The organism is Pseudomonas sp. HOU2 (assembly GCF_040729435.1).
In the GTDB taxonomy this organism is placed as follows: Bacteria; Pseudomonadota; Gammaproteobacteria; order Pseudomonadales; family Pseudomonadaceae; genus Aquipseudomonas.
This window is the reverse complement of the sequence record NZ_CP160398.1, coordinates 1,784,466-1,797,493: the sequence shown is the minus strand read 5'-3', so window position 1 is coordinate 1,797,493 and position 13,028 is coordinate 1,784,466. Positions and strand designations below refer to the sequence as shown.

The 13,028-nt window shown below is 61.5% G+C and carries 10 protein-coding genes; 2 read left to right on the top strand and 8 right to left on the bottom strand.

What is annotated here, in order from left to right; genetic code table 11:
- Positions 1–47: 47 nt before the first annotated feature.
- The 4 genes from arcC to arcD (ABV589_RS08075) all read right to left on the bottom strand — a co-directional run bounded on the left by arcC (position 48) and on the right by arcD (ABV589_RS08075) (position 4,949).
- Positions 48–977, bottom strand: a complete 930-nt coding sequence (gene arcC / locus ABV589_RS08090) for a carbamate kinase (protein ID WP_367085501.1) — start codon at positions 975–977, stop codon at positions 48–50.
- Between the two features lie 177 nt (positions 978–1,154).
- Positions 1,155–2,165, bottom strand: a complete 1,011-nt coding sequence (locus ABV589_RS08085; RefSeq protein ID WP_003227481.1) for an ornithine carbamoyltransferase — start codon at positions 2,163–2,165, stop codon at positions 1,155–1,157.
- Positions 2,166–2,233: 68 nt separating this feature from the next.
- Positions 2,234–3,490 (bottom strand): arginine deiminase, encoded by a 1,257-nt coding sequence (gene arcA / locus ABV589_RS08080; RefSeq protein WP_007969294.1) that lies wholly within the window; start codon positions 3,488–3,490, stop codon positions 2,234–2,236.
- 31 nt (positions 3,491–3,521) lie between these two features.
- On the bottom strand, positions 3,522–4,949 hold the full coding sequence (gene arcD, locus ABV589_RS08075) for an arginine-ornithine antiporter (RefSeq protein ID WP_367085500.1): 1,428 nt from the start codon (positions 4,947–4,949) through the stop codon (positions 3,522–3,524).
- Positions 4,950–5,372: 423 nt separating this feature from the next.
- On the opposite strand from arcD (ABV589_RS08075), the gene arcD (ABV589_RS08070) reads away from it, so the two are divergent.
- Both arcD (ABV589_RS08070) and ABV589_RS08065 read left to right on the top strand, forming a co-directional pair.
- Positions 5,373–6,800, top strand: coding sequence for an arginine-ornithine antiporter (arcD, locus tag ABV589_RS08070; protein ID WP_007969298.1), 1,428 nt, complete (start codon positions 5,373–5,375; stop codon positions 6,798–6,800).
- Positions 6,797–7,660, top strand: coding sequence for a DNA-3-methyladenine glycosylase (locus ABV589_RS08065; protein ID WP_367085499.1), 864 nt, complete (start codon positions 6,797–6,799; stop codon positions 7,658–7,660). Before arcD (ABV589_RS08070) ends, ABV589_RS08065 begins: the two co-directional genes overlap by 4 nt.
- Positions 7,661–7,794: 134 nt before the next feature.
- Here the strand turns inward: ABV589_RS08065 and ABV589_RS08060 are convergent, their stop codons facing one another.
- The 4 genes from ABV589_RS08060 to ABV589_RS08045 form a co-directional block, all read right to left on the bottom strand.
- Complete coding sequence (locus ABV589_RS08060) at positions 7,795–9,141, bottom strand: CoA transferase (protein WP_367085498.1); 1,347 nt, start codon at positions 9,139–9,141, stop codon at positions 7,795–7,797.
- A gap of 191 nt (positions 9,142–9,332) precedes the next feature.
- On the bottom strand, positions 9,333–11,471 hold the full coding sequence (locus ABV589_RS08055) for a methyl-accepting chemotaxis protein (RefSeq protein ID WP_367085497.1): 2,139 nt from the start codon (positions 11,469–11,471) through the stop codon (positions 9,333–9,335).
- Between the two features lie 360 nt (positions 11,472–11,831).
- On the bottom strand, positions 11,832–12,224 hold the full coding sequence (locus ABV589_RS08050) for a YbaN family protein (protein WP_007969302.1): 393 nt from the start codon (positions 12,222–12,224) through the stop codon (positions 11,832–11,834).
- A 153-nt stretch (positions 12,225–12,377) separates the two neighbouring features.
- The gene (locus ABV589_RS08045) at positions 12,378–12,974 is read right to left on the bottom strand and encodes a biliverdin-producing heme oxygenase (RefSeq protein ID WP_367085496.1); all 597 of its coding nucleotides are present in this window, start codon (positions 12,972–12,974) and stop codon (positions 12,378–12,380) included.
- Between the last annotated feature and the right edge of the window lie 54 nt (positions 12,975–13,028).

Sequence of the window (13,028 nt, the reverse complement as noted above, 5' to 3'; positions counted from 1 at the left end):
AGGCATGGGAGAAGGGCAGACCCTGGGCCTGCCCCCGGAGTTTCTAATTATCGATAGCTGATGCCCGGTTTCGCCGTGCTGACGCGAGTACCGGCAGTGCCCTGGACGATCGCTTCGATGTCCGCGAGCGAACCGATGACCGCGACCTTGCCAGTATGGCGCGCAAATTCGCAGGCTGCCTGCACCTTCGGCCCCATGGAACCGGCGGCGAAACCGAGGCGTTCCAGTTCATCCGGATGCGCCTCGGCGATGGCCTTCTGCGACGGCTTGCCGTAATCGATGAACGCCGCGTTGACGTCGGTGGCGATCACCAGCAAGTCGGCTTCCAGTTGCTCGGCGAGCAGTGACGAGCACAGATCCTTGTCAATTACCGCCTCGATGCCCTTGAGGTTACGGTTTTCGTCGTACATGGTCGGAATGCCGCCGCCACCCGCACAAATCACGATGCTGCCCTTGTCCAGCAGCCACTTGATCGGGCGGATTTCAAAGATGCGTTTCGGCCGGGGACTGGCCACCACGCGGCGGAATTTGTCACCGTCGGCGGCAATCGCCCAGCCTTTTTCGGCAGCGAGTTTTTCCGCTTCGGCCTTGTCGTAGACCGGGCCGATCGGTTTGGTCGGGTTCTGGAAGGCCGGGTCCTTGGCGTCGACTTCAACCTGGGTCAGCAGGGTGGCGAACGGCACTTCGAAGTCCAGCAGGTTGCCCAGTTCCTGTTCGATGATGTAGCCGATCATGCCTTCGGTTTCGGCACCGAGCACGTCCAGCGGGTAAGGGGTGACGGAGGTGTAGGCCGCCGCTTGCAACGACAGCAGGCCGACTTGCGGGCCATTGCCGTGGGCGATGACCAGTTGGTTGCCGGGATGGATCTTGGCGATTTGCTCGGTGGCGATGCGGATGTTGGCGCGCTGGTTGTCAGCGGTCATCGGCTCGCCACGACGGAGCAGGGCGTTACCGCCCAGAGCTACGACGATACGCATGGTACATGTCCTTCTGGAAAACAGTGAAAGCTCGCAGGACGAATGCGGTCCCTGTGGGAGCCGGGCTTGCCCGCGATGGCGGTGGATCAGGCAACATTGTCGCTGTCTGACACACCGCAATCGCTGGCAAGCCAGCTCCCACAGTGACCGTGTCGTGTCAGTGGGAGCTGTATTGGTTTACAGATCAGCCAGGGTCGAGACCAGGATCGCCTTGATCGTGTGCATGCGGTTTTCCGCTTGCTCGAAGGCGATGCAGGCAGGCGACTCGAACACGTCGTCGGTCACTTCGATGCCGTTGGCCAGGTGCGGGTACTGTTCGGCGATCTGTTTGCCGACCTTGGTATCGCTGTTGTGGAACGCCGGCAGGCAGTGCATGAACTTGGTGCGCGGGTTGCCGGTGGCTTTCATCAGCTCTTTGTTGACCTGATACGGCAGCAGTTGCTGGATACGCTCGGCCCACGCTTCCACCGGTTCGCCCATCGACACCCAGACGTCGGTGTGGATGAAGTCGACGCCTTTGACCGCGGCTTTCGGATCTTCGGTCAGAGTGATGCGTGCGCCGGATTCTTCCGCGTATTTCTTGCAGCGATCAACCAGATCGTCATGCGGCCACAGGGCTTTCGGCGCGCAGATGCGCACGTCCATGCCGAGCTTGGCGCCGACCAGCAGCAGCGAGTTGCCCATGTTGTTGCGCGCGTCGCCGAGGTAGGCGTAGCTGATTTCGTGGATCGGCTTGTCGGCGTGTTCACGCATGGTCAGCACGTCGGCGATCATTTGCGTTGGGTGATATTCGTCGGTCAGGCCGTTGAACACCGGGACCCCGGCGAACTTCGCCAGCTCTTCGACGATTTCCTGTTTGAAGCCACGGTACTCGATGGCGTCGTACATGCGACCCAGCACACGGGCCGTGTCCTTCATGCTTTCCTTGTGGCCGATCTGCGACGAGTTCGGGTCGATGTAGGTGACGTTGGCGCCTTGGTCGTAAGCCGCCACTTCGAACGCGCAACGGGTGCGGGTCGAGGTTTTTTCGAAGATCAGGGCGATGTTGTTGCCCTTGAGGTGTTGCTGCTCGGTGCCGGTGTACTTGGCGCGTTTCAGATCGCGGGACAGGTCGAGCAGGTAACGCAGCTCACGTGGGGTGTGGTGTTCCAGGCTGAGCAGGTTACGGTTGTGGATGTTAAAAGCCATGATGGATCTCCTTGGGTTTCGGTTATCCCCTTGGCCGCGCTCGATAAGGCGCGGCCAAGGCTCAAAGATTAGTAATCGATTGGGTCACGCACGATCGGGCAGGTCATGCAGTGGCCGCCGCCGCGACCACGACCGAGTTCGCCGGCACTGATGGTGATGACTTCCACGCCCGCCTTGCGCAGCAGGGTGTTGGTGTAGGTGTTGCGGTCGTAGCCGATGACCACGCCCGGTTCCACCGCCACCACGTTGTTGCCGTCGTCCCATTGCTCGCGTTCGGCGGCGAAGCTGTTGCCGCCGGTTTCCACCACGCGCAGTTTCGGCAGGTTCAGGGCTTTGGCCACGGTGTCGAGGAAACTGCCTTCTTCGCGGCGGATGTCGATGCCGCCCTGTTTGCTTTCGTCAGGGCGCAGGGTGAAGGCGACGATCTGGTTGACCACTTCCGGAAAAATCGTCACCAGGTCGCGGTCGCAGAAACTGAACACAGTGTCCAGGTGCATCGCGGCGCGAGACTTCGGCAGGCCGGCGACGATGACTTTTTCCACGGCCTTGTTCTTGAACAGGTTCAGCGCCAGTTGGCCGATGGCCTGACGCGATGAGCGTTCGCCCATACCGATCAACACCACGCCGTTGCCGATCGGCATCACGTCGCCGCCTTCAAGGGTCGAGCTGCCATGGTCCTTGTCCGGGTCGCCGTACCAGATCTCGAAATCGGCGTTGGTGAACTGCGGGTGGAATTTGTAGATGGCGGTGGTCAGCAGGGTTTCCTGACGTCGCGCCGGCCAGTACATCGGGTTCAGCGTCACGCCGCCGTAGATCCAGCAAGTGGTGTCGCGGGTGAACTGGGTGTTGGGCAGCGGCGGCAGGATGAAGCTGGAGTGGCCGAGGAAGTCGCGGAACATCTGGATGGTCTTGCCACCGAAGCTGTCCGGCAGATCATCGGCCGACACGCCGCCGATCAGGTATTCGGCGATGTGCCGCGGCTCGAGGCTCTTCAGCCAGGATTTCACTTCGCTGATCAGGCCCAGGCCCACCGAGTCGGCGGTGACCTTGCGCTCGAGGATCCAGTCCAGCGCTTCGGGGATGGCGACGATGTCGGTCAGCAGGTTGTGCATTTCCAGCACTTCAATCCCGCGTTCACGCATCTTGGTCACGAAGTCGAAGTGGTCACGCTTGGCCTGAGCCACCCAGAGCACGTCGTCGAACAGCAGTTCATCGCAGTTGTTGGGGGTCAGGCGCTGATGGGCCAGACCTGGGGAGCAAACCATGACTTTGCGCAGTTTGCCGGCTTCGGAATGGACGCCGTACTTAACTTTTTCCGTGGTCATTGCAGTGATCCTCCAGATTACAAATCAAGGGTTACAAGGTCAGGAAGCCGTCGTAGAGGCCGTAGGCTGCCACCAGGGCACCCACGATCACTGCGGCGAAAATCAGCTTCTCGACGTTAGTGAAAATCGGTTGTTTGAGTTCCAGCTTGGCCTTGGCGAACAGGATCGCGCCGGGTGCGTAGAGCAGGGCCGAGAGCAGCAGATACTTGACCCCGCCGGCATACAGCAGCCACACCGCGTAGATCAGCGCGATGCCGCCGATAATCAGGTCCTTGCGACGCTCGGCGGCAAAACCCTCGTAGGTTTCACCGCGCACTGCCAGCAGCAGGGCATAGGCGGCCGACCACAGGTACGGCACCAGAATCATCGAGGTGGCGAGGTAGATCAGCGACAGGTAAGTGCTGGCCGAAAACAGGGTGATGATCAGGAACAGCTGCACCATCGCGTTGGTCAGCCACAGGGCGTTGACCGGTACGTGGTTGGCGTTCTCGCGGCGCAGGAACTCGGGCATGGTGTGGTCTTTGGCGGCGGCGAACATGATCTCCGCGCACAACAGCACCCACGACAGCAGCGCGCCCAGCAGCGAGATGATCAAGCCGACGCTGATCAGCACCGCACCCCAGTGACCAACCACGTGTTCCAGCACGGCGGCCATCGACGGGTTTTGCAGTTTGGCCAGTTTCGGCTGAGTCATGATGCCCAGCGACAGCACGTTGACCAGCACCAGGAACAGCAGCACGGTGATGAAACCGATGACGGTGGCTTTGCCGACGTCAGAACGTTTTTCTGCCCGTGCCGAGAAGATGCTCGCGCCCTCGATGCCGATGAACACCCACACGGTGACCAGCATCATGTTGCGCACCTGGTTCATCACGCTGCCCAGATCCGGGTTTTTCACACCCCAGATGTCGGCGGTGAAGATGTCCAGTTTGAAAGCGAAGATCGCGATCAGTACGAACAGCAGCAGCGGCACGACCTTGGCGACGGTGGTCACGAGGTTGATGAACGCCGCTTCCTTGATCCCGCGCAGCACCAGAAAGTGCACGGCCCACAGCAGCACCGAGGCGCCAATCACCGCAGCCACCGTGTTGCCTTCGCCGAAAACCGGAAAGAAATACCCGAGGGTGCTGAACAACAGAACAAAGTAGCCGACGTTGCCCAGCCAGGCACTGATCCAGTAGCCCCAGGCGGACGAGAAACCCATGTAGTCGCCAAAACCGGCCTTGGCGTAGGCGTAGACACCGCCGTCCAGGTCAGGCTTGCGATTGGCGAGGGTCTGAAAGACAAAAGCGAGGGTGAGCATGCCGACAGCGGTGATGGCCCAACCGATCAGCACCGCGCCGACGTCGGCGCTGGCGGCCATGTTTTGTGGCAAAGAGAATATCCCGCCACCGATCATTGAGCCGACTACCAAGGCAACCAGTGCACCTAGTCGTAGTTTTCCGGGAGCTTCAGACATTGCATGACTCCATTGCAGGAGAGAAGAGTTCACAGCGTAATGCTGTTGTCTGTTCAAACAGCTGACTTGGATCAGTTCATGGCCACATTCCATTGTTAATGAATGACTTATGAAACAACTGAAGGCATAACGCTATCGTCTGGAATGCCCGTCCTAGAGGCCTTTGCCTGTTGTGGTTGGGAATTGGTCTTATTACTTTCGAATTATCACGCTAGTTGTTTTTCAGCTTTTGGCAAATTTTCAGCATCTGTTTTCAGTACAGAATTGATTTATTAGGATTCGCGCACAAAACTGTCTTAGCGTGCTAGGCGTTAGCGTCAGTCGCTATATATAAACGGGTGTTAGTCGGCATTACCTGATAAACGACATCTGGCATTAGCCGTTTAGTTAATAGTTGTTACAAATGAATTAAGGGAGACTGGAATGTCGCAACCGACGCAAAAGCTGCGACTGGGTGCGTTGATCGCCCTGGTGGTGGGTTCGATGATTGGCGGGGGGATTTTTTCCCTGCCACAGAACATGGCCGCCCGCGCCGATGCCGGGGCGATCCTGATCGGCTGGGGGATCACCGCCATCGGCATGTTGACCCTGGCGTTCGTGTTCCAGACCCTGGCCAACCGCAAGCCCGAGCTGGACTCCGGGGTCTACGCCTATGCCAAGGCCGGATTCGGCGACTACATGGGTTTCTCGTCCGCCTGGGGCTACTGGATCAGTGCGTGGCTGGGCAACGTCGGTTATTTCGTGTTGCTGTTCAGCACCCTCGGGTATTTCTTCCCGGTGTTCGGCCAGGGCAATACGCCGATCGCCATCGGCTGCGCCTCGGTGCTGTTGTGGGCGGTGCATTTTCTGGTGATGCGCGGGATCAAGGAAGCGGCATTTATCAATCAGGTGACCACGGTCGCCAAAATCGTGCCGCTGATCATGTTCATTGTGATTGCCGCCGTGGCGTTCAAGGCCGACATCTTCACCCGCGACATCTGGGGCCGCAGCAACCCGAGCTTCGGCGGAGTGATGGATCAGGTGCGCAACATGATGCTGGTGACGGTGTTCGTGTTCATCGGCATCGAGGGCGCCAGCGTGTATTCGGCACGGGCGGAGAAACGCAGCGATGTCGGTCGCGCTACGGTGATCGGTTTTCTTGGCGTGCTGGCGCTGCTGGTGCTGGTCAACGTGCTGTCGCTGGGGATCATGAGTCAGCCGGAACTGGCGACCCTGCAGAACCCGTCGCTGGCGGCGGTGCTGGAACACATCGTCGGGCCATGGGGCGCGTTGTTGATCAGCATCGGTCTGGCGGTTTCCCTGCTCGGCGCATTGCTGTCGTGGGCGCTGCTCTGCGCCGAAATTCTCTTCGCCACGGCCCGGGACAAGACCATGCCGGCGTTTCTGAAAAAGGAAAACGCCAATCATGTGCCGGTCAATGCGCTGTGGCTGACCAACGTGATGATCCAGATTTTCCTGCTGATCACGCTGTTTTCCGCCGGCACCTACACCAGCCTGATCTACCTCGCTTCGTCGATGATTCTGGTGCCGTACCTGTGGTCGGCGGCGTACGCGGTACTGCTCAGCGGGCGCGGCGAAACCTATGAACATGCCTCGGCCGAGCGCACCAAAGACCTGCTGATCGGTGGCATCGCCCTGTGTTACGCGGTGTGGCTGTTGTACGCCGGCGGCGTGAAATACCTGCTGCTGTCGGCGCTGCTGTACGCGCCGGGCGTGGTGCTGTTCGCCAAGGCCAAGCATGAGCAGGGCGAGCCGTTGTTCACCACGGTGGAGAAGGGCATTTTTGCCTGCGTGCTGATCGGCGCGGGGCTGGCGGCGTATGGTTTGTACAGTGGTGTGCTGTCGCTGTGAGGCTGACGCTGGCTTATCAGCCGCCCTATGACTGGAACGCGATGCTCGGGTTTCTCGCGGCACGCGCGGTGGTCGGAATGGAAACCGTGGTGGATGGCGTTTACTCGCGCAGCATCGGCTTGCCCGGGGTGCAGGGTACGGTGTCGGTGTGGGCGGGCGTGGGTGATGCGCTGGAAGTCGAGCTGGATTGTCCTGATCCGGCCGTTGTGCCGGAGATCATTCAGCGTTTGCGCCGGATGTTTGATCTGGATACCGATCTGGCATTGATGCATCGGCATCTGGCGAATGATCCGCTGCTCGCACCCTTGATTGCCGAACGCCCGGGGCTGCGGGTGCCGGGGGCGTGGGACGGTCTGGAGCTGGCGTTTCGGGCGGTGCTGGGGCAGCAGATCACCGTGGTGGCGGCGATTCGCCTGGCGGGCAAACTGCTTGCGCAGTATGGCGCGCCCTTGCGCTCGAGGGTGCCGGGCCTGACGCATGTGTTTCCCGAGGCCGGTGTGTTGGCGACGGCGGACCTGGCGGCGCTGGGCATGCCGAAAAGTCGCGGGCGAACGTTATCGGGCCTGGCGCAAGCACTGCTGGATGATCCGCTGCTGTTCGAGCCAGGGCGCGCGGGCGGCGTGGCGCGGCTGCTGGCGTTGCACGGGATTGGCGAGTGGACGGCGCAGTACATCGCATTGCGGCAGTTGCGCGATATGGACGGCTTTCCCCATGGAGATGTCGGCTTGCTGCGGTCGCTGGAGGTGCTGGAAGGTGTGCGACCTGCGGCGCGGGAACTGGCGGATCGGGCCGAGGCCTGGCGGCCGTTTCGCGGGTATGCGGCGCAGGTGTTGTGGACGTCTTTGAGCCGGGCTGACTGATCAATATTGTGTGCTGGTCGGACTGGCCCCATCGCTGGCAAGCCAGCTCCCACAGTGTCTGTGTCGAGCACAGAGTGTGTGAACACCTCTGAACCTGTGGGAGCTGGCTTGCCAGCGAAGAGGCCTCCATGGTTTCACCACAACGGGCGATGTGAACCCAATTCGCTGGCCGGCAACGTCCAGTGCAGCGGTGTCCCGCTGATCGTCACCGGCGCCAGTAATCGATGCGCCGGCCCCCAGGGTGTCTGCTCCACCTGCGGTTTTTGATCCTGCGCATCTTCAGCCCGCAACGCCTCGTTCGACCCCGGCCCCTGCTCGATCAACAGCCTGGCGGTACGCGCCAGTGACAAGCGCGCCGAGCCACCCCGGCCCGTCTTCAATCGCTGCGTCAGAAGCTGTATCGCACTGGCCGCCATCAAATACCCGGTGCCGTGATCCAGCCCCTGCACCGGCAACGGCGTCGGTTTATCGGCATGCTTCCAGCGCTGCCCGGCCTCGGCGATGCCGCTGCTCATCTGCACCAGGCTGTCGAAGCCACGACGGTTCTGCCACGGGCCGCTCCAGCCGTAGGCGTTGAGGCAGACGTCGATCAAACCCGGCGCCAGTTGTCGGCGGCGTTCGGCGCCAAAACCGAGATGTTCCAGGGCATCGGCGCGGTAGCCGTGCACGAGAATGTCGGCGTCCTTCAACAGGTTTTCGAACACTGCACGATCGGCCGGCTGCTGCAGATCCAGTCGCGCGCAGCGTTTGCCCAGGGTCATGTCCGGGATGACGCCCGGCTCGTTCCAGCTTGGCGGATCGATGCGCAGCACATTGGCACCGAGGCCAGCGAGAAAACGGCTGGCGGTGGGACCGGCGAGCACGCGGGTCAGGTCCAGCACCTTGAGACCGGCCAGCGGTTGCGCCACCGAGCCTTGCCATGGTTTGAGTGTTTCGTCCTGATCGGTGCGGAAATGCACCAGCGGCTCGGCATTCACTGCCAACCCTTGCGGGTGCTGCTGCCATTGCGCCCAGCTGCGCATTTCGGCAGCGCAGCCGTTGGCCTCGACCACCGCCTGTTCCAGATCGGCGCTGCGCCACTGCGCGACTTTCTTTGCCATCGCGGCACGGTCGGCGCAGGCACCGAGTACGCTTTCAGCGGCGGCGCGGTGATGCGGGGCGTTGGTGTGCAGGCGGATCCAGCCGTCTTCGGTAGCGTAGTCGCCGGCAATCGGATCCCACAGCGGCGGGATGTCCCAGCCGATCGGTCGCAACGAGGTGGCGAACCAGAACGAGGCCAGACGCCGATCAACTTCCACGGCGGGCAGGCGCCCGGTCTGTTGCTGGAGCAGTTCGCTGACGGCCTGACCGGCAGCGGCGATGCTGGCGCAGGCCAGGTCGCTGACGGCGAACGCCGAGGGCAGGGCGCCACTGGCGGTGAACGGAATCGGCGTGTTGGGCAAGCCGAGTGCGGCTTGAATGGACGTGAGTAAATCAGTCATCGAAGGCCCTCCGGGAGAGAGGGCGATGATAGTGCAAAATAATCTCGAGGCAGATGAAATCCCCGAACAACGAACACTGCCCCCTGTGGGAGCTGGCTTGCCAGCGATGGCGGTGTGTCAGTCACTCATGTACTGATTGATTCACCGTCATCGCTGGCAAGCCAGCTCCCACAAGGGGACTGTGGTGATTTTCAGACGCGGAACTGATCCATCAGCTTCATCTGCTGGCTCGCCAGGGCATTGAGCTGACTGCTGATCGCCGCCGATTCAGTGGCCTGTTCGGTCAGCGTTTCAGTCACGGTGCGAATCGCCGAGACATTGCGGTTGACCTCTTCGGCCACGGCGCTCTGCTGTTCGGCGGCGCTGGCGATCTGCAGGTTCATGTCGCTGATCACGGTGACCGCGTCGCTGATCTTGCCCAGCGCGTCCACGGCCTGACGGATCTGCCCGGCGTTGTTGTGCGCCTGAGTCTGGCTCGAATGCATGGTGGCAACCACGCCACGGGTGCCGGTCTGGATGCGTTCGATCACCACGCGAATCTCTTCCACCGAATCCTGGGTGCGCTTGGCGAGGTTGCGCACCTCGTCGGCCACCACCGCGAAACCACGTCCGCTTTCCCCGGCGCGGGCCGCTTCGATGGCGGCGTTGAGCGCCAGCAGGTTGGTCTGTTCAGCGATGCTGCGGATCACCTCCAGCACCGAACCGATCTGCTCGCTGTTGACTGCGAGGGCTTCGACTTCGGTCACCGCTTTGCTGACTTCATCGGCCAGTTGATTGATGTCGCGGGTGCTGCGCTCGATGATCGACATGCCGTCCTTGGCCGACTGGTCGGCACCCTTGGCGGCGTTGGCCGCGTTCGACGCGCTGTTGGCGACGTCGTGGGCGGTGGCGCTCATTTCGTTGGACGCGGTGGCGACCTGATCGATTTCGCGGAACTGCACCTGCATGCCTTCGCTGGTCTGGCGGGCGATTTCCGAAGACTGATCGGCGGTGCCGCGCGCTTCGGTGATGCTCTGCTTGATCTGGGCGATGGTCGGTTGCAGCTTGTCGAGGAAGCGGTTGAACCAGTTCACCAGTTCGCCCAGTTCATCTTTCTTGCTGTAGTTCAAGCGCTGGGTCAGATCGCCTTCACCGCTGGCGATGTTCTTCAGCATCTCGGCGACATTGTTGATCGGGCGGGTGACACCGGAGGCGGTCAGCCAGATCAGCAGCAAGCCAATCAAACCGGCAACTGCAGCCACCGCCAAGGCGGTGAGCACACCGGTTTCCTGCGCATCGTCGAGCACCGCTTGCAGCTTGACCGAGTCGGCCAGCAGCACCTGTTTCGGCAGGTCGATGACCACGCCCCAGGCCCGCGAATTGCCAATCGGATCGACCGGATACACCGCGCGAATCAGGTCGCCCTGTTCGAGAATCTTCGGCGTGCCGCTGCTGACCAGTTGCAGCAGATCCTTGCCGTCGTCGCCGAGGGTATCGCTGATCTTTTTGCCGACCCTGGTCGCGTCGGAACTGTCGGCAGCGAGCACGCCGCTGCCGGAGACGATCAGCATGTGCCCGGCGTTGTTGAACAGGTTGCGCTGCGACTCCACGGCCGCCGCTTGCAGGGCATCGAGCGCGATGTCGACCCCGACCACACCGATGGCCTTGCCATCGACGATCAGCGGCACGGAAATGGTGGTCATCAACATTTCCTTGTTACCCACGGTGTCGGCATACGGATCGAGCAGGCAAGTACGCTTGTTGTCGCGAGGGCAGGTGTACCAGCTGTTGTAAGGCGTGCCGCTGACGCTGAGGGTGGTCTTGGTCATATCTTCTTCGACCATGATCGTGTTCAGCGCCGAACCGGCGGCACGGCTCCAGTAAGTCGCAAAGCGCCCGGCTTCGTTGGATTGACGCGCGGCATCGTTGACGAACTCGCTGTCCTTGCCGTCAAGGCCGTTGGGTTCGAAGGCGAGCCAGATGCCGAGCACCTTGTCGTTGCGCTCGAACGCGGTTTTCAGGCTCTGGTTCAACTCTTCACGCAGGGCACCGGCGTCCAGCGAACGCTTGGCGGCCAGTGCGCGCATGTCCTTGATCTGATCGGCCAGCGCGGTGATCACCGTCAGGCTTTCGCCAAAGGTCTTCTGCACCCGCACTGCTTGCTCGGCGGCTTTGGCCTGCAACAGGTTCTGCACACTGGCAGTGAGCAGTTGGTTGCTGGAGTTGCTGACCAGTTCGTCGTTCTGGTTGGTCTGGTAAATGTTCATGCCGACGATCAGCGCGACCACACCGAGCAGGCACAGGCCGGAGAGCAGGACGATTTTCAGGCGAATGGAGAGAGAGTCGAACATGGGGCGATCTCGTGAATGAATGAGCAGGTGGCCACGGGATGAACTACCCGGTTCGCCAAATCCATTCAGCGCCATGCATTGCTCATCGGCGCGCGGCGACAGCGCATGAGGCGCTTGCCGACGAACGGTCGACGCTAAACGTTTGCGCAGGGGAATGTGCTGAAAAGGCGATTAATTACAGGGAAGTTTCAGCCTGATGAACACCGAAGAGATGATGAGGCTGTTGTGGCGAGGGAGCTTGCTCCCGCTGGAGTGCGCAGCGCTCCCCTGCATTCTTGCCGACTCAACGTATGCGGTAATTTTGCGACGGCTTCGCCGCCGAGCGGGAGCAAGCTCCCTCGCCACAGGGGGATCTGTGAGTCAGGAGGAGGCGATGGTTTCCGGACGCGACCAGATCCACAGATTGCCCAGACTCATCCCGGCAATCGCCAGATACACCGGCCAGCCGTGATCGAGCATCACCAGCATCAGCGTCGCGCACAGCAGCATGCTGACGGTGGCGCTGACCTTGGCCTTGCGCGCGATGATCTTGCCGTTGCGCCAGTTGCTCAGGATCGGCCCGAACAGTCGATGATTTTCCAGCCAGGCGCTCAGGCGCGGCGAGCTGCGGGTCGCGGCCCAGGCGGCGAGCAGGATGAACTCGGTGGTCGGCAGGCCGGGCACGACAATGGCGATCAGGCCAATGCCGAGGCTGACATAGGCCAGCAGGCCGAACAGCAGGCGGGCGAGTTTAGAGGAGGCGGGTTGCGGCATGGGCTCGGCGGTTGCTTCTGAAGCGGGACGGGAATCTTACAGGCTTACACAGTTCCCCTGTAGGAGCTGCCGCAGGCTGCGATCTTTTGATGTTGTTTTCAAGATCAACAGATCGCAGCCTGCGGCAGCTCCTACAAGGGGATTTGTGTGGGGTCAGGCCGGTTCGGCTTCGATGGCGTAAGCCTGTTCCAGCAGCACGGTGAAGCGGTTGAATGCGTCGATTGCGCCTTGTTCCACTTCAGCTTCTTCCTCGGCAGTGAACTGCAGCGAATCAAGGGTGCGCACGAAGCTTTTCCAGCCTTCGGCACGGCCACCTTCAGGCTCGCCCAGGTGACGCGCACCGAAGGTCTCGCTCAGCTCCAGCGCCACCGCGCGTTTGATCAGGAATGCCGCGCCCAGCTTCGAACCTTCGGAAACGAAAATCCAGCCGAGGGCGCGGGCCTTGCTTGGGTTTTTCAGCGCGCCGGCCACGGGTGCCGGGATGTCGGTGTGCAGATCCGCCAGATCGGCCTTGGCCGCTTCAGCGCGGCAACGGGCCGGCAGATCCGGGACGATGGCGGTCAGTTCGGGGTTGTTGTAGAGGTCAACCAGCTCCGACTGGAACAGGTACTGCGCGACCACGAAACGGGCGAAGTTGGCGCGGGTCTCGAACGGCGCGTGAGCCTTGACCAGCGCATCGAGTTTGCTGTGCGGCTCGTGGGTGATCTGGTTCAGGCGTTGTGAACGCAGGGCTTTTTCCGAAGTGGTCATGGGAGGTCCTTGATAAAAGAGGCGCTTGCTAACGAGACGAACGGGCAGCTGCCA